Consider the following 23,776-nt stretch of genomic DNA (forward strand, 5'->3'; position numbering starts at 1 on the left):
CTTCGGCTGTGGAACGATCGGCTTCGGTAACCATCTTCCAGACCGGACCGACAATGTCGCGTGAATTAATCGGTGACATCACGGTGACGAGGCGGCGAAATCATTGCCCCAACGTGTTCTGCATCGCGCCGGCCAGCACGTCGACCGCCGGGCCGCCGTTGCCCGACTGGCAGACCTTGGCCTGCAGCAGAACGTTCTCCCGCAGGCGTGTCGTGACGAAGCAGCGCCGGTCGGTGCCGGCCTCCTGCTTCACCCAGTTCGCGTCGGTCGCGGTGGCCGGGCCGCCGGTGAACGTCCACACCTGGGTGGTGAAGTTGTCCAGATGCATCGCGGTGGTCTGGCCGTTGCAGCCGACAGTCCGGTCGACCACCCGGTGGAACGCGCGGTCGGCGGCGTCGGTGGTGGCGAACACGCCGACCGCCTGTTTGACGAAATGTGCCATGTCGGACGGCGACTCGTGGGCGACGGCGCCGTTGAACGCCGCCAGGTCGGGATCGCCGTACACCTCCGGCAGTCCGATGTCGGCCCAGTTGTTGCACACCGGGTTGTCGACGTAGAACGCCTGGAACGGGTTGGTGTACACCGATTCGAACCCGAACCGGGCGCCGACGATGTTGCCGACCGACCCCTTGCTCATCACCGCGTAGTTCACGACGCCGGGGTCCGACGGGCGCGCGGACGCCGGGGCGGCCAGCGCCAACGGCACCATCGCGGCCGCCGCCACGACTGCTGCACGCATCCGGTCAGACCTTCGCCGACAGCTTGACGTCGATGTTGCCCCGTGTCGCCTTCGAATACGGGCAGACGCCGTGCGCCTTCTCCATCAGCTCGTCGGCGACCTGTTTCTCCAGTCCGGGCAGGTAGCCGATCAGCTCGGCCGTCAGCCCGAACCCGCCCTCGGGGTCTTTGCCGATGCCCACCCTGGCGGTGATCCCGCTGGCGTTGTCGAGGGCGATCTTCTCGTTCTTGGCGACCAGTTGCAGCGCGCCGAGGAAACAGGCGGCGTACCCCGACGAGAACAGCAGCTCGGGATTGACTCCTTCACCACTGCCACCCATCTCCTTGGGTGGACGGGTGTCGAAATCGAGCTTCCCGTCGGTCGATTTCACGTGGCCGTCGCGGCCACCCCCGGTCGCGGTGGACTCCGCGGTGTAGACGACTTCGATGTTCATCCACCCGATCATGCCAGCCGAACCGGGAGTGCCCGAGTGACTTCAGCCGCCGCGCACCCCCTCCTCGACCTTCTTGCCCAGGTCGGCGTCGACGTTGCGCCAGTACTCGAACACCCGGGACAGCACAGGTTCCTTCACCCCGTCGGACACGTGGCCGATGATGTTGTGCGCCAGCCGCTCCCGGGCGGCGTCGTCGAGGACCTCACGGACCATGGTGCCGGCCTGGCCCCAGTCGTCGTCGTCGGGGCGCAGCGCGTAGGCGGTGCGGACCATGTCGCCGTCCGAGGCCCAGTGCACCTCGGAAGCCCGGCGCGGATCGGCCTCCGGCCCGCCCATCGAGTTCGGTGCGTACACCGGGTCGGTGGCGTTGCGGATGCGCATCGCGCCGTCCTTGCTGTAGGCGCGGACCTCGGTCTTGGGCTCGTTGACCGGAATCTGCTTGTAGTTCACGCCGAGTCGGGCGCGATGGGCGTCGGCGTAGGAGAACCCGCGGGCCAGCAGCATCTTGTCCGGGCTCAGCCCGGTGCCGGGCACGATGTTGTTCGGTTCGAACGCCGCCTGCTCGATCTGGGCGTGGTAGTCCACGACGTTGCGGTTCAGTGTCATCCTGCCGACCTCGTGCAGCGGGTAGTCGCTGTGCGGCCACACCTTGGTCAGGTCGAACGGGTTGAACCGGTAGGTCTTCGCGTCCTCGAACGGCATGAGCTGCACGTGCAGCGTCCAGCTCGGGAAGTTGCCGCCCTCGATCGAGTTGTACAGGTCGCGCTGGTGGTAGTCGGCGTCCTCGCCGGCCAGCCGGTCGGCGTCCTCCTGGGTCAGGAAGTCGATGCCCTGGTCGGTCTTGAAGTGGTACTTGACCCAGAACATCTCGTCGGCGTCGTTGAGCCAGCTGTAGGTGTGACTGGAGTAGCCGTTCATGTTTCGCCACGTCTTCGGGATGCCGCGGTCCCCCATCAGCCAGGTGACCTGGTGGGCCGACTCGGGCGACAGCGTCCAGAAGTCCCACTGCATGTGGTGGTCGCGAAGGTTGTTGGCCGCCATCCGTTTCTGACTGCGGATGAAGTTCTGGAACTTCATCGGGTCACGTACGAAGAACACCGGGGTGTTGTTGCCGACCATGTCGAAGTTGCCGTCGGAGGTGTAGAACTTCAGCGAGAAACCGCGCGGATCACGCCAGGTGTCCGGGCTGCCGCGCTCGCCGGCCACCGTCGAGAACCGGGCGACCATCTCGGTCGTCGCCCCCGGCTGCAGGAACCCCGCCTTGGTGTACGCGGAGACGTCCTGGGTGACCTCGAACTGTCCGAAGGCGCCGCCACCTTTGGCGTGCGGTTGCCGCTCCGGGATGCGTTCCCGGTTGAAGTTGGCCATCTGCTCGATCAGGTAGTGGTCCTGCAGCAGGATCGGGCCGTCGGATCCCACGGTCAGCGAGTGCTCGAAGCTCGGGAACGGCGCACCGCCGTCGGTGGTCGCGAACTTGTCGGTCATGTCTTCTCCTCGGGAAGGAACGGCATCGGGCTGAGCCGTCGTCCTTCGATGCCCGGGTACCCGAAGGTCGGGCAAAGCATCCCCAGCACGAAATCCGTCAGGGACGTACGGGAGTGGGAGAAGGTGTGCCGCCTTCACGCGGGATCTTCAGCGCCGGCCCGCCGGAGCCGAACGGGCCGGGGAAGCCGGGGGCGCGGTCGAATCCGCCGCGCGGCCCCATCGGCGACATCGGCGGAGCCGAATGGCCCGCTACGCCGTAGCCGTGGTGGGGGTGGCGCGGGCCGTCGCCGAGGCTCTTGCCGACGACGACGCCGGAGCCGAAGACCACCGCGACGATGAACACCGACCCGGCGGCGATGCCGACCCATGCGGCGGCCTTGGTGAGCCGGCTGGGCGGGCGGTGTTCGTAGGCAGGCCGGGGGATCGGCGCGGTGGTGGCTTCGGGTTCTGCAGGCGTGGTTTCCGTCATGCCGGCGATCCTTCGCGCTGATCCCCTGTGTGCGTTAGGCGCGGGCTGTGAATCAGCTATGTGCTCGGTGTCAGGGTGCAGTCTCCGGCGATGTGGGTGGTGACCGCGGCGATGACGTCGCGCGAGGCCTCCCCCAGCGCGGCGAGGCGTTCCGGGCCGAGGACGTCGACGAACAGTTCCCGGACGCGCGCCGCGTTCGCCGGGGCGGCCGCTTCGACGGCCGTTCGGCCTGCCGGGGTGAGGACGACGTCGGGGTAGCGGCCCTGCGACGCGTCACGCCGGATCAGCCCGCGTTTCTCCATCCGGCTGAGGTGATGGGACAGCCTGCTCTTCTCCCACCGGGTCATCTCCGCCAGCTCGGACGAGCGCAGCCGCCCGGCCGGCGCCTCCGACAGGTTGACCAGGATCTCGAAATCGGAGTCCGACAGCCCGAACTCCCGCTGCAGGTGGCCGACGAGATGGCGTTCCAGCAGGTGGCGCATGTCGACGAAGCTTCGCCACGCCGTCAACTCGTCCTCGGTGAGGCCCGCGGTTTCCGCCATGGTCGAGACCCTACCCCGGTTGGTTGACGCATCAACTCGACGCGCCTACGGTGGAGGGAGTTGACACATCAACCTAACGAGGATCGGAGCAAGCATGACCGACAGGAAGACGATCGCAGTGGTGGGCGCCACCGGAGCCCAGGGCGGCGGACTGGCCGAAGCGATCCTGTCCGACCCCGCCGGAACATTCGCAGTGCGCGCGCTGACACGCAGCGCCGGATCGGACAGGGCACGCGCCCTCGCGGCGGCGGGCGCGGACGTCGTGGAGGCAGACCTCGACGACGTCGCCGGCCTGCGCGACGCATTCGACGGGACGCACGGCGCCTTCGTCGTGACGAACTACTGGGCGCAGCCGCAACCGTCGGACGACCGGACGGCGGCCGAGCGGGAACTCGCCCAGGCCCGCAACGCCGCAGCGGCGGCCAAGCAGGCGGGGGTGGCACACGTCGTCTGGTCCACGCTGGAAGACACCCGGGACCATTTCGGCGACACCGACCACGTGCCGAACGTCGACGGCCGTTACAAGGTCCCGCATTTCGACGCCAAGGCCGAGGCGGACAGCTTCTTCGCCGAGCAGGGCGTGCCGACGACCTACCTGCGCACCACGATGTTCTTCGAGGGCTTCACAGGCGCGATGGGGCCGACGCGGGACCAGGAGGACCGGCTGGTGTTGACGCTGCCGATGGCCGATCAGCGGCTGTCGACCATCGCGGTCGCGGACATCGGGAAGACGGCATTGGGGATCTTCCGCCGGGGCGACGAATTCGTCGGCCGGACAGTCAGTATCGCCGGCGACCACCTGACCGGCGAGCAGTACGCCGCCGCGCTGGCCGATGCGCGAGGCGAGCCGCTGTCCTACCGCCCGGTCTCCTGGGACGACTTCCGCGCCCAGGGTTTCCCCGGTGCGGTCGAGATGGGCAACATGTTCCAGTACTACGCGGAGAACTCCGCGGACTTCGCCGGAGCACGGGACCTGGCCGCGGTACGGGAGCTCAATCCCGAGCTACTGTCCTTCCGCGACTGGCTGGCGTTGCACGCCAACGAAATCCGCGTCTGACCGTCACTCGGGTAGCAGCGCCTCAAGGGCGTTGTCCGCCGAGTCGGAACCGCCGCCGGTGACGGCCCGCCACAGCGTGGCGCACAGCCACGCGATCGCGACCGCACCGGCGTCCGGGTGGCCGATCGCCCGCTCGCCGACATAGGCCGCCCGGCCCCGGCCGGGGACCATGTCCGCGGTTGATGCGGCCGCCTCGACGGCTGCCTGCACCGACGCCTCGTCGAGCGCCTCGGCTCCGCGCCGTTCGGCGTCGTCGACGACCGCGGCCAGCGCGTCGACCAGCGTCCGATCGCCGCGTTGCGCACCGCCGGCCCGCTGGACCGCGGTCAACGCGTCACCCAACCCGGCGAGCACCGCCGCGGCGAGCCCGTCGCCTCGCGCGTCCTCGGCGCGGGACGAGATGCCGCCGAACACCAGTCCGAGCAGCGGGCCGCTGCTTCCCCCGACGTCGTCGAGGAACGCCGACGCGAGGTGCCCCAGATCGGCCACCAGATCGTCGTCGGCCTCTCCGCGCCGCGCGGCGTACGACACGCCAGAGGCGAGGTTGTCACCGAAGTCCCCGTCGCCTGCCGCCTGATCCAGGGCGTTGAACCGGTCGCGCAGGCGCTCGGCCTGGTCCGCGACGTCCTGCAGCCACGGCGACGCATCCTCGGCCACGTCGCCGTCGTCCCCGGTACCGCCGATGTCCCTGATCCCGGGAAAGGGTCTCCGGCGGGGCAGCCCCGGTGTGCTGTGCTCGGCGAACCAGTGCGGCAACCATTCCGGGTCGGCGTCGACGACCGTGAGGCTGACACCCCGCATGTCCAGGGCCGTGCAGTACGCACCGGTGACCAGACTGCGCACCGCGAGGTCGCGCTGGTCCAGCGCCCGCGCCGCCGCGTCGGCGAAGTGCAGCAGTTCCAGCTGCCCGGTCCCGCCGAGACCGTTGACGAGCACCAGGACCCCGTCCGGCGCGGACAGGTCGGCGGTGAGCGCGTCGACCATCCTGTCGACCAGCCCGTCGAGGTCCGACGCCTCGATGCTCTCCCGCGCCGGCTCGCCGTGGATGCCGACCCCGAATTCCAGGGACCCCGGCGACACCTCGAACGCCCGGTCCCCGTCGCCGGGGCTGCGATGGGCCTCGGACGCGACCGCGACCGTGCGCGACCGGGCGACGATGTCACGCCCGAGCGCGGCCAACTCCGACAGCGACCATCCCGCGTCCGCGGCGGCGCCGAGAATCTTCTCTACGATCACCGTGGCAGCGGTGCCCCGGCGGCCCACCTTCCCCGCGTCGCGCGAGCCCCAGTCGTCGTCGACGAGCACCTGCTCCACCGGAATACCGTCGGCACGTAGTCGTTCGGCGGCGATGTTGAAGTTGAGGACGTCGCCGGTGTAGTTCTTCACGATCTGCAGCACGCCGTCGGGCAGCGCGACCTTTCCGCACGCCACATAGATCTGGCGGTTGTGCGGCGAGGTGAAGATCTCGCCCGGGCACGCCGCGTCCAGACCGCCGCGACCGACGAACCCGCCGTGCATCGGTTCATGCCCGGCGCCGCCACCGCTGACCAGAGCCACCCGCCTGCCCTCGGCCGGCAGGCTGTTGTAGAGGAAGGGCGGTTCGCTGCAGTATTCGACGCCCTCGCCTGCCGTCATCGACAGCCCGGACAGTCCCGCGCTCGCCCGCTTGGACCTGTCGGCGATGAACAGCACTGTCATCGGCCACTCCCTACTCCGTCGGCGATTCCCATCGTCATCATGTCCTGCACCCTTCCTCGACAAACCTCGCCGCCGCAACGACTGCTCACCAGGGCTTTATCGGGTTCACCGCGAACTGGATCACCCGGTACGGGGAGCCGCCGCGAGGCGTGGTGTTCCACTGGCTGACGAACACCCGCACCGCGTCCGGGGTGGAGCGCGGGGAGAGGTAGCCGCCGTAGGGCTGGGCCAGCCGATTGTCCTGCGGGGGCGGCAGATCCTCCACCCGTTCCGGCCACGGCGCGGCCACCACCACCGTCGTCACCGGCGCGGTGCCCAGCTGCGTCGGCGCGTTGGCCACCCGGATCTCCATGTTCCCGGTGGTGGCGTTGAAGTACGACAGCACCGTCTGCCCGTCGATCTGGCGCACGCTCATCTCGCCGACCCGGTCGGCCCACAGCGGCGCCGGCTCGCCGCCCCACCCGACCCCGGTCCACCCCTGCCAGGCGGCGCGGTCGGTGAACGACTGCGGCGTGGCCCGGTAGAGCACGACGGGTCCGCTGCGGTCGAAGTTGTTGGCCACGATGTACACCCAGCCGCGGGGCGACTCGGCCGTGGGAATCGGGTCGTAGTAGCCGCTGATCTGCGACTGCCGCCCGCCCGCATGGGCCGCCTCCCGGACCGACCCCGGAACGGTCTGCCAATTGGCCTGCCCGGCAACCGCTTTGACCAGACGAGAGCTCTCGGGACGCAGATCCCTGGTGGTGGTCACCAGCATCCAGTTCTCGCGGTTGATCTCGATGACACCGGCGGGCAGCTGTGAGGTGCCCGGCGGTGTCGGGTCGGCCAGCAGCGGCGCCGACACGCCCATCACCCCGTCGTAGCGCACCCCGCCGGGGTCCTCCAGTGAATCGCCGACCACGTGCAGCGCGATCGGCGAATACCAGCCCCCGAAGCCGACGCCCTGCCCGGCGAAGCTGTCGCCGCACACCTGCAGGATCCCGCTCGGGAACGACATGAACTCACAGAGGTCGGTCGCCCCGATGCCGTAGTCGGCGGTCGGGGTGCCCGTGCCGGCCACCGGGCCGACCCGCAGCACCTGGCCGGGCAGCAGCGGAGGCAACTCCACCGGCGTCGCACTCGCCACCCCCGCCGAACTTGCATTCCACGCGGCGAAAATCGCGAAGATCGCGCGTGGAATGCAGTTTCGGCGGAACACTTACAACTGGGCGGCCAGCAGTTCGGCAATCTGGATCGTGTTGAGCGCCGCGCCTTTTCGGAGGTTGTCGCCCGAGACGAACAGCGCGAGCCCGCGCCCGTCCGGCACACCCGGGTCCTGGCGGATCCGGCCGACCAGCGAGTCGTCGGCGCCCGCGGCGGCCAGCGGCGTCGGCACGTCCACCAGCGACACCCCCGGCGCGTCGCGCAGGATCTCGGTGGCCCGCGCCACCGACAGCGGTTCGGCGAACTCGGCGTTGATCGACAGCGAGTGCCCGGTGAAGACCGGCACGCGCACGCAGGTGCCCGACACCAGCAGGTCGGGGATGCCCAGGATCTTGCGGCTCTCGTTGCGCAGCTTCTGGTCCTCGTCGGTCTCGCCGGACCCGTCGTCGACGAGCGAACCGGCCAGCGGGACGACGTTGAACGCGATCGGTGCGACGTACTTGTTCGGCGCCGGGAACGGCACCGCCGAGCCGTCGTGCACCAGCTGCTCGGCGCCGTCGATGACAGCACGCACCTGGGTGGCGAGCTCTTCCACACCGGCCAGGCCGCTGCCGGAAACCGCCTGGTAGCTCGAGACGATCAGCCGCGTCAGGCCGGCCTCGTCGTGCAACGGCTTGAGCACCGGCATCGCGGCCATGGTCGTGCAGTTGGGGTTGGCGATGATGCCCTTGGGCCTATTGCCCGCGTCGCGCTGGAAGTTCACCTCGGAAACCACCAGCGGGACGTCGGGATCCTTGCGCCAGGCCGACGAGTTGTCGACGACGACCGCGCCTGCCGCGGCGAACCGCGGCGCCTGCACCCGCGACATCGTCGCGCCGGCCGAGAACAGCGCGATGTCCAGCCCGGCCGGATCGGCGGTCGAGGCGTCCTCGACCTCGATCTCGCGCCCCCGGAACTCCAGCTTCTTGCCCGCCGACCGCGCCGAGGCGAAGAACCGCACCTCGTCAGCCGGGAAATCGCGCTCCGCCAACAGGTTCCGCATCACCTGACCGACCTGGCCGGTCGCCCCGACCACACCGATGTTGACCATTTATCTTTCCCGTCGCTTCGCTCGCCCCATCGTTACCGGCCTGTGCCCGCGTACACGACGGCCTCTTCCGCTCCGCCGAGGCCGAACGCCTCGTGCAGCGCCGCGACCGCCCGGTCGAGTTCGGTGTCCTTGATCAGCACCGAGATCCGAATCTCGGAGGTGGAGATCAGGTCGATGTTGATGCCCGCCTTGGCCAGCGCCTCACAGAACGTCGCCGTCACACCGGGGTGCGACCGCATCCCGGCGCCGATCAGCGACACCTTGCCGATGAGGTCGTCGTAGAGCACGCGGGTGAAGCCGATCTCGTCCTGCAGCGCGGTGAGCTTCTCCACCGCGCCGGGCCCGCTCTCGCGGGAGCAGGTGAACGTGATGTCGGTCTTGCCGTCTTCGACCTTCGAGATGTTCTGCAGCACCATGTCGATGTTGACGTCGACATCGGCCAGTGCGCGGAACACCCGGGCGGCGTAGCCCGGCACGTCGGGCAGCCCGACGACCGTCACCTTCGCCTCGCCGCGGTCATGTGCAACTCCGGTGAGGATGGCGTCTTCCATCGGGATGTCCTCCATCGATCCTTTGACGAGCGTGCCCGGCCTGTCGGTGTACGACGACCGGACGTGAATGGGCAGGTTGTACCGGCGCGCGTACTCGACGCAGCGCAGCATCAGCACCTTGGCTCCGGCGGCGGCCATCTCCAGCATCTCCTCGAAGGAGACGGTGTCGAGGCGGCGGGCGTTGGACACGATGCGCGGGTCGGCGGTGAAGATGCCGTCCACATCGGTGTAGATCTCGCACACGTCGGCGTTCAGCGCCGCGGCCACCGCCACCGCGGTGGTGTCCGATCCGCCGCGGCCCAGGGTGGTGACGTCCTTGGTGTCCTGGCTGACGCCCTGGAAGCCGGCGACCAGCACGATCTTGCCTTCGTCGAGCGCGGCCCGGAGCCGGCCCGGGTTGACGTCGATGATCTTCGCGTTGCCGTGGATACCGGTGGTGATGACGCCGGCCTGCGAGCCGGTGAACGAACGTGCCTCGGCGCCGAGGGACTCGATCGCCATCGCGACCAGCGCGTTGGAGATGCGCTCACCCGCGGTGAGCAGCATGTCCAGCTCGCGCGCCGGCGGGGCCGGCGACACCTGCTTGGCCAGGTCGAGCAGCTCGTCGGTGGTGTCGCCCATCGCCGAGACGACCACGACGACGTCGTGACCCGCCTTCTTCGTCTCCACGATGCGCTCGGCCACACGACGGATCCGCTCGGCGTCGGACACCGAGGATCCGCCGTATTTCTGTACGACGAGCGCCACTGCTGCACCTTTCGATACCGTTTCCGAACCGCGGGAGAGATCCCATAAAGGATAGAGGTAATACGCACGTGGTTTTCCCCGCCGGTAGCCTGCCGGGTGTGACCGCCGTGCCCGCCGATCGGTCGGCCGACACCTCGGTCCCGATTCACCCGCCGATCGCCCAGCGCTGGAGCCCCCGCGCGTTCGACCCGGAGGCCGCCCTGTCCCGGGAGGATCTGCTTGCGCTGCTGGAAGCCGCGCGATGGGCTCCGACGTGGGGACGACGGCAGCCGGTCCGGTTCGTGGTCGGGGTGCGCGCGGACGCGACGTTCACCGCGATCGCCGCGCTGCTGCGGCGCGGCAACGCCTATGCGGCGGCCGCCGGCGCGTTGATCCTGCTCTGCGCCGACGACGGCGACGATGAGAAAACCCAGCGCTACGCCGCGGTCAACGCCGGCGCGGCTATGGCCAACATCACCATCGAGGCGGTCTCGCGCGGCCTGATCGCCCACCCGATGGCGGGGTTCGACGGGCCGGCGCGGCCGAGGCCTTCCGGCTGGAGCCCACGCTGCGGCCGCTGATCGTGATCGCCGCCGGTCACCTCGCCGACCCCGCGCTGACCGCACCGGAGATCGCCGAGCGCGACCGGCAGCCCCGGCACCGCCTGCCGCTGAGCGACATCGTGCTGAACTGGGACGACCTGCCCGGAGCGTGAGGCGGCGGCCCTCACAGCCAGCTGCCAGCAGCTGGTTACGCGGCTGCAACGCGGCGCGACCATCCCTTTAACAGAAACGGCAGTAACTGTCAGTGAACGGCTCCACGCAGGAGCCGCACACTTGCAGGAGGACGTCTATGGATACCGGGACGACCGCGTTCATGCTCTGCTGCATCATCGGCCTCACGCTGATGATCCCCGGCCTCGCGTTGTTCTACGGCGGCATGGTGTCGGTGAAAAGCTCCACCAACATGATGATGATGACGTTCGGCGCCGCCGCCCTCGTCGGCGTGCTGTGGGTGCTGTTCGGTTTCTCGATGGCGTTCGGCACGAGCTACGGCGGTTTCGTCGGCAGCTTCACCGAGTTCGCCGGGATGACCAACCTGACCGAACCCATGACCACCGTGGCCGGGCTGCCGGTCAGTCTGTTCTCGCTGTTCCAGGCGCTGTTCGCCGCGATCACCGTCGCGCTGATCTCCGGCGCGGTCGCCGACCGGATGAAGTTCAGCGCATGGATGGGCTTCGCGGCGCTGTGGGCGGTGCTCGTCTACTTCCCCGTCGCGCACTGGGTGTTCGCGTTCGACGGCGTGGTCACCGAGGACTCGGTCGGCGGTTGGATCGCCAACCGGCTCGGCGCCCTGGACTTCGCGGGCGGAACCGCGGTGCACATCAACGCCGGCGCCGCAGCGCTCGCGGTTGCGCTCGTGCTCGGCAAGTCGCGGACCTTCGGCCAGCTGCGCAGGCCGCACAACGTGCCGCTGACCCTGCTCGGCGCCGGCCTGCTGTGGGCCGGCTGGTATGCGTTCAACGGCGGCTCGGCGCTGTCGGCGGGCAACTCCGCGGCGATCGTGATGGTGACGACGTTCGTCGCGACCTGTGCCGCGACGCTGGCCTGGATCACGGTCGAGCGGTTCAAGGACGGGCATGTGACCGGGGTCGGGGCGGCCTCGGGGGCGATCACCGGCCTGGTGGCGATCACCCCGGCCTGCGGCGCGGTCACCCCGGTCGGCGCGATCGTCCTCGGCGCCATCGCCGGCGCGGTCTGCGTGTACGCGGTCGGCCTCAAAGAGCGCTTCGGGTACGACGATTCGCTCGACGTGGTCGGCGTGCACCTGGTCGGCGGGGTGATCGGCACGCTGCTGATCGGGCTGCTGGCCAGCGACACCATGCCCAACGCCACCAACGGCCTGTTCTACGGCGGTGGCATCGACCAGCTGGGCAAGCAGGCGGTCGCGGCCGCCGCGGTGATGGCGTACTCGTTCGCCGTCGCGTTCGCGATCGCCTTCGTGCTGAAAAAGACTGTCGGCATTCGCATTTCGCCTGACGACGAGGAGAAGGGCATCGACGCGGCGTTCCACCGCGAGGCGTCCTACGAAATCCAACCCGCCTGAGCGAGGAGGCCGCCCGGTGCAGGTGTGTGTGCCTGCGCCGGGCGTTCGCCGTGCGGTGGGTTTCCTTGCGTGATACTTTGATTCACAACAAGAGACAAGGACTGGAAATGGCTTCTGACCTGGCAACTCTGGCCGAGCAATCCGGCACGAAGTTCATCCTCGCGTTGTTCGTGGACCTGCGCGGCAAGCCGTGCGCCAAGCTGGTGCCGGTCGAGGCCATCGACCTGCTCGCGACCGACGGCGTCGGCTTCGCCGGCTACGCGGTGGGCGCGATGGGCCAGGAACCCAAGGATCCGGACCTGATGGCCATCCCCGATCCGGCGTCGTTCACCCCGATCCCGTTCGTCAAGGACGGCCTGGCGCTGGTGCACTGCGACCCGCACGTCAGCGGGGAACCGTGGCCGTATGCACCCCGGGTCATCCTCAAGTCCCTGATCCAGCGCTGCGCGGATGCCGGGTTCGAGCCGTGGGTGGGCGCCGAGGTCGAGTATTTCCTGTTGTCCCGCAACGACGACGGCAGCGTCGCGGTCGCCGACACCGCCGACACCGCCGCCCAGCCCTGCTACGACGCCCGCGGGGTCACCCGGATGTATGACCACCTGACCGCCGTATCGACGGCGATGAATCAGCTGGGCTGGTCCAACTATGCCAACGACCACGAGGACGGCAACGGCCAGTTCGAGCAGAACTTCGAGTTCGCCGACGCGTTGACCACCGCCGACCGGGTGATCACCCTGCGCTACCTGCTGTCGATGATCGCCGCCGAGCGCGGCATGATCGCCACCTTCATGCCGAAGCCGTTCGGCGACAAGACCGGCAGCGGCCTGCACTTCCACCTGTCGCTGACCAGCGCGGGCACCCCGGTGTTCCCCGCCGAGGAGGACGGCCGGGGGCTCGGCCTGTCCGACACCGCCTACGGGTTCATCGGCGGCATCCTCGACCACGCCTGCGCGCTGCAGGCGGTGGTCGCCCCGACCGTCAACTCCTACAAGCGCACCGGCGCGGTGTCGACGTCGTCGGGCGCGTCCTGGGCGCCCAGGCTGCCCACCTACGGCGGCAACGACCGCACCCACTACATCCGCGTCCCCGACTCCGACCGGATCGAGATGCGCGGCGGGGACGGTTCGGCCAACCCGTATCTGGCGATCGCGGCGGCGCTCGGCGCGGGGATCGACGGCATCAAACGCAGCACCGATCCCGGCGCCGTCGGGCAGGGTGTCAGCGCCCGGACGCTGCCGCCCACCCTGCTGCACGCGATCGAGGATTTCGAGACCGACCCGGTGGTGACCGGCGTGCTCGACACCGCGGGCCCGGGCGTCGCGGAGTACTTCGCGCGCGTCAAACGCGAGGAGTTCTTCGCCTATCACAGCTCGGTCAGCCCGTGGGAGCTCGACCAGTACCTCACGGCCTTCTGAGCCGTATTCACCTCCACAGGAAAGGGATTGCGCCATGTGCGGGATCGTCGGGTTGCATCTGCGGACGCCCGAGCTGTACCCCCGGCTCGGGGAACTGCTGACCGGGATGCTCTGCGAGATGGGCGATCGCGGCAGCGACTCGGCCGGGGTCGCCGTCTACGGCAACGCCGCGTGGTCGCCGCCGGGAGCCGGTTGCGTGTCGGTGGCCGACCTCGGCACCGGGCGCGCCGAGGAGGCCGACCAGGTCGCCGCCGCTGTGGCCGCCGCGCTGGGAAGTGACGTCTCGGGGGTCGCCGTCGGAGCCAGCCACGTGCTGTCCGCGGACGTGGCCTCCGAGCTCCTGCTGTCCGCGCTGCGTTCGGCCTATCCTGACGCGCTGGTCGCCGGGTTCGGCCCGGACGTCGCGGTGCTCAAGGGCGTCGGGCACCCCCGCGAGCTCACCGACGGGTGGGGCCTGACCGCCGCGCACGGCTGGCAGGGCGTCGGGCACACCCGGATGGCCACCGAGTCGGCGGTGACGCCGGCCGGCTGCCACCCGTACTCGGTCGGCTCGGGCCAGTGCATGGTGCACAACGGCTCCTTCGCCAACCACGCCACCATCCGCCGCGAACTGCGCGCCGCGGGCGTCACGTTCGACAGCGAGAACGACACCGAGGTGGGCGCCCGCTTCATCGCCGGGCTGCTGGCGCAGGGCCGCGATGTCGAGAGCGCACTGAAGGAACTCTGCGCCACCTTCGACGGCTTCTACACGCTGCTGGTCTCCAACCGCGACTCGTTCGCGGTGGTCCGCGACGCGATCGCGTGCAAGCCGGCGGTGATCGCCGAGACCGCCGACTGGGTGGCGATGGGCAGTGAATACCGCGCGCTGGCAGCGCTTCCCGGCGTCGAGCAGGCGCGGATCTGGGAACCCGAACCCGAGGTGGTGTACGCATGGAGCAGGTGAGCGATCCGAGGACATTCGACCTGCGGACGACTCCGCTGCGCGAGGTCAACGGCGCACTGCACGCGCCGGAGCTGACCGGCGACTTCCGCATCGAGCATCCGGCCGGGGCGCACAACGTCGCGGTCGGACTCGACGCGCCGGTCACCGTCACCGTGGAGGGTCACGTCGGCTACTACGCCGCGGGCATGAACCAGCACGCCGACGTGATCATCAACGGCAACGCCGGAACCGGTGTGGCCGAGAACATGATGAGTGGCTCGGTATGGGTGAAAGGCGATGCGTCGCAATCGGCCGGCGCCACCGCGCACGGCGGGCTGCTGGTGATCGAGGGCAACGCCGCCGCGCGGTGCGGCATCTCGATGAAGGGCGTCGACATCGTCGTCGGCGGCGACGTCGGGCACATGAGCGCGTTCATGGCCCAGGCCGGGCGGCTGGTCGTGCGCGGCGACGCGGGCGAGGCGCTCGGCGACTCCATCTACGAGGCCCGGCTGTACGTGCGCGGCGAGGTCGCCTCCCTCGGGGCGGACTGCATCGTCAAGCCGATGCGCGACGAGCACCACCAAGAGCTCGCCATGCTGCTCAAGGCGGCGGGATTCGAGGGTGACGACACCACCGCCTACACCCGGTACGGGTCGGCCCGATCGCTGTACCACTTCCACGTCGACAATGCAGGTGCCTACTGATGAGCAACAGTCCTGACGACCGCGCGCGGCTCGGCCTGCGCGAATCGGCGACCTTCGACCGGGCCACCATCGCGGCGATCCAGCGGGCCGCCGACACCGGTATCTACGACATCCGCGGCTGGGGCGCCAAACGTCCGCTCCCCCATTTCGACGACCTGCTGTTCCTCGGCGCGTCGATGTCGCGCTACCCGCTGGAGGGCTACCGGGAACGCTGCGCCACCGACGTGGTGCTCGGCGACCGCTTCGCCAAACACCCTCTGCACCTGGAGATCCCGGTCACCATCGCGGGCATGAGCTTCGGCGCGCTGTCCGGTCCGGCCAAGGAGGCCCTCGGCCGCGGTGCCAGCGAGGTCGGCACGTCCACCACGACCGGTGACGGCGGCATGACCCCGGAGGAACGCGGGCAGAGCAAGTACCTGGTGTACCAGTACCTGCCGTCGCGGTACGGGATGAACCCGGACGATCTGCGCAAGGCCGACGCGATCGAGGTGGTGCTCGGGCAGGGCGCCAAACCCGGTGGCGGCGGAATGCTGCTGGGGCAGAAGATCTCCGAGCGGGTCGCGGGCATGCGCACCCTGCCCCAGGGCATCGACCAGCGCTCGGCGTGCCGCCATCCCGACTGGACCGGACCCGATGATCTGACCATCAAGATCAACGAGCTGCGCGAGCTCACAGACTGGGAGAAACCGATCTACGTGAAGGTCGGCGCCACCCGCACCTACTACGACGTCAAGCTCGCGGTGCACGCCGGGGCCGACGTCGTGGTGGTCGACGGCATGCAGGGCGGCACCGCCGCCACCCAGGAGGTCTTCATCGAGCACGTCGGGATCCCGACGCTGGCCGCGATCCCGCAGGCGGTGCAGGCGCTGCAGGAACTGGGAGTTCACAGGGCCGGGGCGAGCGGAGCGACGGGGAGAAAAGGAGTGCAGTTGATCGTCTCGGGCGGCATCCGCAACGGCGCGGACGTGGCCAAGGCGCTGGCGCTGGGCGCCGACGCGGTCGCGATCGGCACCGCGGCGCTGATCGCGCTCGGCGACAACCATCCGCGCTACGCCGCCGAGTACGAGAAGCTCGGCAGCGCAGCGGGTTTCTTCGACGACTTCCAGGACGGCAGGGATCCCGCGGGGATCAGCACCCAGGACCCGGAACTGGCCGCGCGCTTCGACCCGATCGCCGGCGGGCACCGGCTGGCCAACTACCTGCGGGTGCTGACGATGGAGGCCCAGACCATCGCGCGTGCCTGCGGCAAGTCCCACGTCTGCCATCTGGAGCCCGACGACCTGGTCGCGGTCAGCATCGAGGCCGCGGCGATGGCCAGGATTCCGCTGGCGGGCACCGACTGGATCCCGGGACGAGGCGGCACCTGGTGATGAGCGCTTGCGCGAAGAGGAGACGGCCGTGATGAACGAGACCGCGGACGTCGTCATCGTCGGCGGCGGGCTGGAGGGAGCCGCGGCAGCGTGGGCGCTGAGCCGGCGCGGCGTCACTGATGTCGTTGTCGTCGAACGCAACACGGTCGGCTCCGGGATGACCGGCAAGTCCAGCGGCATCATCCGGTGCCACTACGGGGTGAGCTCGCTGGCCGCGATGGCCGCCGACGGCCTCGAGGTGTTCGAGAACGCTCCGGACCTTCTGGGCGATCAGGCACTCGACATCGGGTTCCGCCAGACCGGCTACGTGGTCGGCGTCGGCGAACAGAACGTCGACGCGCTGCGCAAAAGCCTTGCCGCGCAACGTGCCGTCGGGGTGGAGACCGAGGAGATCGACAAGTCCGAGGTCGCGAAGCTGTGGCCGTTCGCGGACCTGACGCCGTTCGCGGCGTTCGGCTGGGAGCGCCGCGGCGGATACGGCGACGCGTACCAGACCGCGCAGGCGTTCGCGATGGCGGCGCGCGCGGCCGGAGTGCGGGTGCGCCAAGGCGCCGCGGTGACGCAGCTGCTCGTCGACGGTGAGCGGGTGACCGGGGTGCGCACCGCCGACGGCGCCGAGATCTCGGCCGGACGGTCGTCGTCGCCACCGGGGCCTGGACCCGCCCGTTCCTCGCGCCCTACGGCATGGACGTGCCGATCAAGGTCATCCGCGAGCAGATCGTGATGATCGACCCCGGCGTCCCGACCGGCCCCGTGCCGGTGTTCTCCGATCTGGTGTCGCTGCAGTACGTGCGCCCCGAGGTCGGCGGGGAGATCCTGTTCGGCAACAGCGACCTGCCCGGCTACGACGCGATCGAGCCGGCGGACCCCGACGACTACCTGAACCGGGCCACCGACGACTTCGTCGACGTCACCGTCGACAAGGTCGGCACCCGCTTCCCCGGCTTCCCTGACGCCGCGATCCGCGCCAGCTACGCGGGCTGCTACGACGTCACCCCGGACTGGAACCCGATCATCTCAGCCGCGCCGCTGGACGGGCTGATCGTCGCGGCCGGGTTCAGCGGGCACGGCTTCAAGATCTCCCCTGCCGTGGGCCGGCTGGTCGCCGACCTCGTCGTAGACGGCCACAGCAGCGATTCCCGGATCCCGGCCTCGGACTTCCGGTGGTCCCGGTTCGCCGAGGGCGATCCGCTCAAGACCCCCTACCCGTACCTCGGGGCCGGCCAGATGCGTTAGACAGGACAACTGTGACCCCTGCCGACGACCACGGACCGCTGCTGCGCAACACCTCGGGCACCGCCCGGGACCGCGATCCCGCCGCGCCGGTCGAGGAGCTCGAGATCGAGGCCGCGATCGGGCGCAATGTGCGGCTGCTGCGCCAGCAGCAGGGCCTGACCGTCGCCGAGACCGCCGCCCGGGTTGGCATCTCCAAGGCCATGATGAGCAAGATCGAGAACGCGCAGACCTCGTGCAGCCTGTCCACGCTCGCGCTGCTCGCGAAGGGCTTCGACGTGCCTGTGACCAGCCTGTTCCGCGGCGCCGACGTCGAACGCCCGGCTGCGTTCGTGAAAGCGGGCACCGGGGCGCGCATCGTGCGGGAGGGCACCCGCGAGGGCCACGAGTACCAGCTGCTGGGTTCGCTGCGCGGCGAGCACAAGCGACTGGAGTGCCTCAAGGTGACGCTGTCGGAGAAGAGCCAGACCTATCCGCTGTTCCAGCACCCCGGCACCGAGTTCATCTACATGCTCGAAGGTGTCATGGATTACAGCCACAGCCGGTCGGTATACCGGCTGCACCCGGGCGACTCGCTGCAGATCGACGGTGAGGGCGCTCACGGTCCGGTCGACCTCGTCGAGGTGCCGATCCGGTTCCTGTCGGTGATCGCGTTCCCAGACGCCCAGGTGTGACGCGCGAGAGGGCGTACAGATCGCGCTGAGGGCCCTGGCGGCGATCTCTGCGCACTCCGGCGCGGGTGGGCGCGGGTTTTGGCCGACAGACGACCCGGAGTAGAGTGTCCTGCGTGCAGCGGGTGCTCCTTCTCGGACGCCGCGACGGGGTCTGATCCAGACTGGCCTCCCGTCGCGGGTCTTTCGCGATGCGCCGGTCTGATATCCCCCACAAACCCGGAGCACCGAAATGACTGAGAACTTCAACCCGAGCACCGATGCCTTCAGCTCGGTACGCACCATCAGCACCCCCGCGGGTGCACCCCATCCCGGCCAGCCCTCCTGGAACACCCAGCGCGGCTCCTCCATGCCGGTCAACCGCTACCGCAGTTTCGACGAAGAGGTCGAGCCCATCCGGCTGCCGGACCGCACCTGGCCGGACAAGGAGATCGCCACGGCGCCGATGTGGGCCGCGGTGGATCTGCGCGACGGCAACCAGGCGCTGATCGACCCGATGAGCCCGGCCCGCAAGCGCCGCATGTTCGACCTGCTGGTGCGGATGGGCTACAAGGAGATCGAGGTCGGTTTCCCGTCGGCGTCCCAGACCGACTTCGACTTCGTCCGCGAGATCATCGAGCAGGGCGCCATCCCCGACGACGTCACCATCCAGGTGCTGACCCAGTGCCGCCCCGAGCTGATCGAGCGCACCTTCAAGGCCTGTGAGGGCGCGCCCCGGGCGATCGTGCACTTCTACAACTCGACCTCGATCCTGCAGCGTCGCGTGGTGTTCCGCGCCGACCGCGACGCGGTGAAGAAGATCGCCACCGACGGCGCCCGGATGTGCGTCGAGGAGGCGGCGAAGTACCCGGACACGCTGTGGCGCTTCGAGTACTCCCCCGAGTCCTACACCGGCACCGAGCTGGAGTACGCCGTCGAGGTGTGCAACACCGTGGCCGAGGTGATCGCCCCGACACCCGAGGCGCCGCTGATCATCAACCTCCGGCCACCGTCGAGATGGCCACCCCGAACGTCTACGCCGACTCGATCGAGTGGATGCACCGCCACCTGTCCCCGCGGGACTCGATCATCCTGAGCCTGCACCCGCACAACGACCGCGGAACCGCGGTCGCCGCAGCCGAACTGGGCTATGCGGCGGGTGCGGACCGCATCGAGGGCTGCCTGTTCGGCAATGGCGAGCGCACCGGCAACGTCTGCCTGGTCACGCTGGGCATGAACCTGTTCTCCCGCGGCGTCGATCCGCAGATCGACTTCTCCAACATCGACGAGATCCGCCGCACCGTCGAGTACTGCAACCAGCTGCCGGTGCACGAACGACATCCCTACGGCGGCGATCTGGTCTACACCGCGTTCTCCGGCAGCCACCAGGACGCCATCAACAAGGGCCTGGACGCGATGAAAGTCGCTGCGGACGAAGCCGATTCGGATGTCGACGACATCCTGTGGCAGGTGCCGTACCTGCCGATCGACCCGAAGGACGTCGGCCGCACCTACGAGGCCGTGATCCGGGTGAACTCGCAGTCGGGCAAGGGCGGCGTCGCCTACATCATGAAGGCCGACCACGGTCTGGCGCTGCCGAGGCGGCTGCAGATCGAGTTCAGTCAGGCCATCCAGAAGATCACCGACGGTGAGGGCGGCGAGGTGTCGCCCAAGGAGATGTGGGACGCGTTCCACGAGGAGTACCTGGCGCCGGTGACCCCGCTGGAGCGGATGCGGCAGAAGGTGGACGCGGCCGAGGTCGACGGCGGCACCGACACCATCACCGCGGTGGTCAAGATCAACGGCGAGGAACGCGAGATCGTCGGCGCAGGCAACGGTCCGCTGGCCGCGTTCTGTGATGCATTGGGCGCGCTGGGCATTCGGGTCAACGTGCTCGACTACTCCGAGCACGCGATGTCGGCCGGTGAAGAGGCTCAGGCCGCCGCCTACGTCGAAGCCGAGGTCGGCGGCAAGACGGTGTGGGGCGTCGGGATCGCCACGTCGATCACGACCGCGTCGCTGCGCGCCGTGGTGTCGGCGGTCAACCGGGCGGCCCGTCAGTAGCCCCTGACCGTTACACAGTGTCACCGGTATGGCCGGTCTGTTGACGTAGTGCTCGACCAATGAGGCGTGTGCACCCTCCAGACTCATAGCCACGCTGCCCGAAAACGGGCAACGTGGCCTGAGCAGGAGGAATCGGTGTCGTCCCCAGTTTCGTTCTTCAACGCCGAAGGGCTGAACTCGTTGGCAGGTGTCGCGATCGTCGTGGGTGTGCGCCACGAGAATCCCGATCGCCCCGAGTCACACAGTCCGCTGCGGTTCGTGCTGGCGTCGGCTCAGCCGGTGCCGCTGCGCCGGATGCTGCCCGCGCTGCAGAGCATGGACCTCGAGGTCATCAACGAGCACACCACCACCTGGGCGCGCCCGGACGGATCCCTCTGCCACGTCTATGAACTCTTCCTGGATCCGGACACCGACGGGGCGCGGGGGTTCGCCCGGGACTGGGCCCAGGCCGACGACCGGATCTGCGAGACGTTCCGGGCGATCTGGTCCGGCCGCGCCGAGGCCGACCGGTTCAACGCGCTGATCCCCACCGCCGGACTCGACTGGCGACAGGTCGCGGTCCTGCGCAGCTACAGCCGGTACCTGCGACAGCTGCCGCTGCCGTACGGGCAGAACAGAATTCAACAGGTACTGCTCGAACACCCCGAGGCCACCACGGCGGTGGTGAGGTTGTTCGAGGCCCGCTTCGGTTGCGGCGCGAGCGCCGCCCGCAACGCCGCACGGGCCGCCGGCATCGCCGCCGCCGACGAGCGGCTCACCACCGAGATCGACCGGTTGCTGCACATCGACGCCGACCGCATCCTGCGCGCGTACCGCAACCTGGTGAACTCGACCGTGCGCACCAACGCGTTCGCCCCCGAGACGCTGGGCCCGAACGCCCCCTATCTGGTGCACAAGCTGGACGCACCGCATATCGACGAGCTGCCGCATCCGCGCCCGGTATCCGAGATCTTCGTCTACTCACCGGATTTCGAGGGTCTTCACCTGCGCTACGGCCTGGTGGCCCGCGGTGGGCTGCGCTGGTCCGACCGCCACGACGACTACCGCACCGAGGTCCTGGGACTGGTCAAGGCCCAGGCGGTGAAGAACGTGATGATCGTGCCCGCCGGCGCCAAGGGCGTCTTCGTCGTGAAGTCCCCGTCGCCGTCGCGCACCGACGGGATGCGCTGCTACAAGCAGTTCGTGTCCGCTCTGCTCGACGTCGTCGACAACGCCGCAGGCGACACCGATCCCACTCCCGAGGGGGTGGTGTGCCACGACGGGGCGGACCCGTATCTGGTGGTGGCGGCGGACAAGGGGACGGCGACGTTCTCCGACCTGGCCAACGCGGTCGCACTCGACCGCGGGTACTGGCTGGGCGACGCGTTCGCGTCCGGCGGGTCCGCCGGTTACGACCACAAGGCCATGGGCATCACCGCGCGCGGCGCCTGGGTCAGCGGTGACAGCCACCTCGAAGAACTCGGAATCGACTCCACCCGAGACGAATTCCGAGTGGTGGGAATCGGCGACATGAGCGGCGACGTGTTCGGAAACGGCATGCTGTTGCGGCGCGGCATCAGGCTGGTCGCCGCCTTCGACCACCGCCACATCTTCGTCGACCCGGATCCGCCGGCCGGGCCTGCCCACCGCGAGCGCGAGCGCCTGTTCGCCCTGCCGCGCTCGAGCTGGGACGACTACGACCGCGCCCTGATCAGCGCCGGCGGCGGCGTGTGGCCGCGCACCGCCAAGACGATCCCGGTCTCCGCCCAGATGCGCCGAGCTCTGGGCATCGACGACAGGACGAGCGGGATCACCCCGAACGAGCTCGTCGGCCACATCCTGCGTGCACCGGTCGATCTGCTGTTCAACGGCGGCATCGGCACCTACGTCAAAGCCGGCGACGAGCAGCACGCCGACGTCGGAGACAAGGTCAACGACGGCGTGCGTGTCGACGCCCGCGACGTTCGCGCCCGGGTCATCGTCGAGGGCGGCAATCTCGGCGTGTCTCCGCGCGGCCGCATCGAATTCGCCCGCCACGGTGGACACCTCAACACCGACGCCATCGACAACGCGGCGGGTGTGGACTGCTCGGACCACGAGGTCAACCTGAAGATCCTGCTCGCGGGCCGCCATCCCGACTCCACCCGCAACGCGCTGCTGGCCGAGATGACCGATGAGGTCGCTGCGCACGTGCTGGCCAACAACCTCGCGCACAACCGTCTGCTGCGTGAGGCTCGCTGCAACGCGGCACAGATGGTGTCCGTGCACGCCCGGATGACGGCCGCGCTGGAGCGCGACCGCGGACTCCACCGCGAGCGCGAACATCTGCCCAGCGCAGAGGAGTTCGCCGATCTGGTCAAGTGCGGAGAAGGGCTGACCCGCCCGCAGCTCGCGACGTTGATGGCGCACACCAAGCTCGCGCTCAAAGCCGACCTGCTGGACGGCGAAGGGTTCGACGACCCCTATTTCACCGCCGCGCTGCACCGCTACTTCCCGGCCACGCTGCGCCGGCGGATGGGCGCGCAACTGACCGAACACCCGCTGCGGCGGGAGATCATCGCCACGACCGTGACCAACCACGTGCTGGCCACCTCGGGCCTGACGTTCGCGTTCCGGCTCGCCGAGGAGACCGGCGCCACCACCGCCGAGATCGTGCGCGCGCACGCCATCGCCTCGGAGGTCTTCGAGCTCGACGCACTGTGGCACGACATCCACTCCGCACACCTGTCGCCGGCGCTGACCGACGAACTGGTCATCGAAGCGAGGCGGCTGCTCGACCGTGCCGCACGGTGGTTTCTCTCCAACAGGCCGCAGCCGCTGGCGATCGAGGACGAAGTGGCCCGGTTCCAGGCGGTGGCGACGTTGCGGGGCAAGCTGAGCGAGATGCTCCGCGGCGGTGAACGCGCCACCGCCGCCGCGATCCAGGACGGTTACGTCGCGCACGGTGTGCCGATCGACGTGGCCCGCAGGATCGGCGAGTCGCTGTACGCCTACAGCCTGTTGGACATCAACGACATGGCGTGGGCGCACAACGAGGATGCGACCAGACTGGCGCACATCTACTTTGAGCTGTCCGCGCATCTCGGTGTCGACACCCTGTTGCTGGCGGTGTCGCAGCTGCCCAGGGACGGACGGTGGAAGGCGCTGGCGCGGTTGGCGTTACGCGAAGACCTCTACCGGTCGCTGCGCGAGCTGGCGCTCGACGTCTACCGTCTGGTCGGCCCGCACACCGACAACGTCGACATCATCGAGGAGTTCGAGTCCCACAACCGGCCCCGGATCGCACGTGCGCGCCGCACGCTGCACGACTTCCGGCACACGGAGGACCCTGGCTTGGCCGTGCTGTCGGTGGCGACCGCGCAGCTGCGTCGGCTCACCACGAACGGAGAGTGAGCCGGGC

At 69.3% G+C, this 23,776-nt stretch carries 17 protein-coding genes and 3 pseudogenes; 11 read left to right on the forward strand and 9 right to left on the reverse strand.

Annotated elements, in window-relative coordinates; all coding sequences use genetic code 11:
* Positions 1–100 precede the first annotated feature (100 nt).
* From C6A87_RS25940 to C6A87_RS25960, 5 genes are all read right to left on the reverse strand, one after another.
* Positions 101–739, reverse strand: a complete 639-nt coding sequence (locus C6A87_RS25940) for a sensor domain-containing protein (RefSeq protein WP_311114864.1) — start codon at positions 737–739, stop codon at positions 101–103.
* Between the two features lie 4 nt (positions 740–743).
* On the reverse strand, positions 744–1,172 hold the full coding sequence (locus C6A87_RS25945) for an organic hydroperoxide resistance protein (protein WP_311114865.1): 429 nt from the start codon (positions 1,170–1,172) through the stop codon (positions 744–746).
* A gap of 42 nt (positions 1,173–1,214) precedes the next feature.
* Positions 1,215–2,657, reverse strand: coding sequence for a catalase (locus C6A87_RS25950; RefSeq protein WP_311114866.1), 1,443 nt, complete (start codon positions 2,655–2,657; stop codon positions 1,215–1,217).
* 97 nt (positions 2,658–2,754) lie between these two features.
* Positions 2,755–3,126 (reverse strand): hypothetical protein, encoded by a 372-nt coding sequence (locus C6A87_RS25955; protein WP_311114867.1) that lies wholly within the window; start codon positions 3,124–3,126, stop codon positions 2,755–2,757.
* A gap of 56 nt (positions 3,127–3,182) precedes the next feature.
* The gene (locus C6A87_RS25960) at positions 3,183–3,668 is read right to left on the reverse strand and encodes a MarR family winged helix-turn-helix transcriptional regulator (RefSeq protein ID WP_311114868.1); all 486 of its coding nucleotides are present in this window, start codon (positions 3,666–3,668) and stop codon (positions 3,183–3,185) included.
* A 94-nt stretch (positions 3,669–3,762) separates the two neighbouring features.
* Between C6A87_RS25960 and C6A87_RS25965 the strand changes: the two genes are divergently transcribed.
* Complete coding sequence (locus C6A87_RS25965; RefSeq protein ID WP_311114869.1) at positions 3,763–4,725, forward strand: NmrA family NAD(P)-binding protein; 963 nt, start codon at positions 3,763–3,765, stop codon at positions 4,723–4,725.
* 3 nt (positions 4,726–4,728) lie between these two features.
* Here the strand turns inward: C6A87_RS25965 and C6A87_RS25970 are convergent, their stop codons facing one another.
* From C6A87_RS25970 to C6A87_RS25985, 4 genes are all read right to left on the reverse strand, one after another.
* Positions 4,729–6,423, reverse strand: coding sequence for a dihydroxyacetone kinase subunit DhaK (locus C6A87_RS25970; RefSeq protein WP_311114870.1), 1,695 nt, complete (start codon positions 6,421–6,423; stop codon positions 4,729–4,731).
* An 85-nt stretch (positions 6,424–6,508) separates the two neighbouring features.
* Entirely contained in the window at positions 6,509–7,582 is a 1,074-nt protein-coding gene (locus C6A87_RS25975; RefSeq protein WP_396837126.1) for a DUF4185 domain-containing protein, read from the reverse strand.
* A 39-nt stretch (positions 7,583–7,621) separates the two neighbouring features.
* Complete coding sequence (locus C6A87_RS25980; protein WP_311114872.1) at positions 7,622–8,656, reverse strand: aspartate-semialdehyde dehydrogenase; 1,035 nt, start codon at positions 8,654–8,656, stop codon at positions 7,622–7,624.
* Between the two features lie 32 nt (positions 8,657–8,688).
* A complete protein-coding gene (locus C6A87_RS25985) occupies positions 8,689–9,954 on the reverse strand; it encodes an aspartate kinase (RefSeq protein ID WP_003931839.1) in 1,266 nt (421 codons plus the stop codon).
* Positions 9,955–10,052: 98 nt separating this feature from the next.
* Here C6A87_RS25985 and C6A87_RS25990 point away from each other — a divergent pair.
* The 10 genes and pseudogenes from C6A87_RS25990 (at position 10,053) to C6A87_RS26035 (ending at position 23,769) form a co-directional block, all read left to right on the forward strand.
* Positions 10,053–10,648, forward strand: a pseudogene (locus C6A87_RS25990) (nitroreductase family protein).
* Positions 10,649–10,785: 137 nt separating this feature from the next.
* Positions 10,786–12,039 carry an ammonium transporter gene (locus tag C6A87_RS25995; RefSeq protein ID WP_311114873.1) on the forward strand — a complete coding sequence of 418 codons (1,254 nt, stop codon included), beginning with the start codon at positions 10,786–10,788 and terminating at the stop codon, positions 12,037–12,039.
* A gap of 107 nt (positions 12,040–12,146) precedes the next feature.
* A complete protein-coding gene (gene glnT, locus C6A87_RS26000; RefSeq protein WP_311114874.1) occupies positions 12,147–13,454 on the forward strand; it encodes a type III glutamate--ammonia ligase in 1,308 nt (435 codons plus the stop codon).
* 34 nt (positions 13,455–13,488) lie between these two features.
* On the forward strand, positions 13,489–14,397 hold the full coding sequence (locus tag C6A87_RS26005) for a glutamine amidotransferase (protein WP_311114875.1): 909 nt from the start codon (positions 13,489–13,491) through the stop codon (positions 14,395–14,397).
* Positions 14,385–15,080, forward strand: coding sequence for a protein glxC (locus C6A87_RS26010; RefSeq protein WP_311114876.1), 696 nt, complete (start codon positions 14,385–14,387; stop codon positions 15,078–15,080). Before C6A87_RS26005 ends, C6A87_RS26010 begins: the two co-directional genes overlap by 13 nt.
* Positions 15,080–16,450: an FMN-binding glutamate synthase family protein gene (locus C6A87_RS26015; protein ID WP_311114877.1), complete on the forward strand. Its 1,371-nt coding sequence runs from the start codon at positions 15,080–15,082 to the stop codon at positions 16,448–16,450. Before C6A87_RS26010 ends, C6A87_RS26015 begins: the two co-directional genes overlap by 1 nt.
* 31 nt (positions 16,451–16,481) lie before the next feature.
* Positions 16,482–17,686: pseudogene (locus tag C6A87_RS26020) on the forward strand (NAD(P)/FAD-dependent oxidoreductase).
* A gap of 11 nt (positions 17,687–17,697) precedes the next feature.
* Positions 17,698–18,357 (forward strand): XRE family transcriptional regulator, encoded by a 660-nt coding sequence (locus C6A87_RS26025; RefSeq protein WP_311114878.1) that lies wholly within the window; start codon positions 17,698–17,700, stop codon positions 18,355–18,357.
* Positions 18,358–18,586: 229 nt separating this feature from the next.
* Positions 18,587–20,397: pseudogene (leuA, locus tag C6A87_RS26030) on the forward strand (2-isopropylmalate synthase).
* A gap of 135 nt (positions 20,398–20,532) precedes the next feature.
* On the forward strand, positions 20,533–23,769 hold the full coding sequence (locus C6A87_RS26035) for an NAD-glutamate dehydrogenase domain-containing protein (RefSeq protein ID WP_311114879.1): 3,237 nt from the start codon (positions 20,533–20,535) through the stop codon (positions 23,767–23,769).
* Positions 23,770–23,776 lie beyond the last annotated feature (7 nt).

It is taken from the genome of Mycobacterium sp. ITM-2016-00317 (assembly GCF_002968295.1).
Taxonomy (GTDB): Bacteria; Actinomycetota; Actinomycetes; order Mycobacteriales; family Mycobacteriaceae; genus Mycobacterium.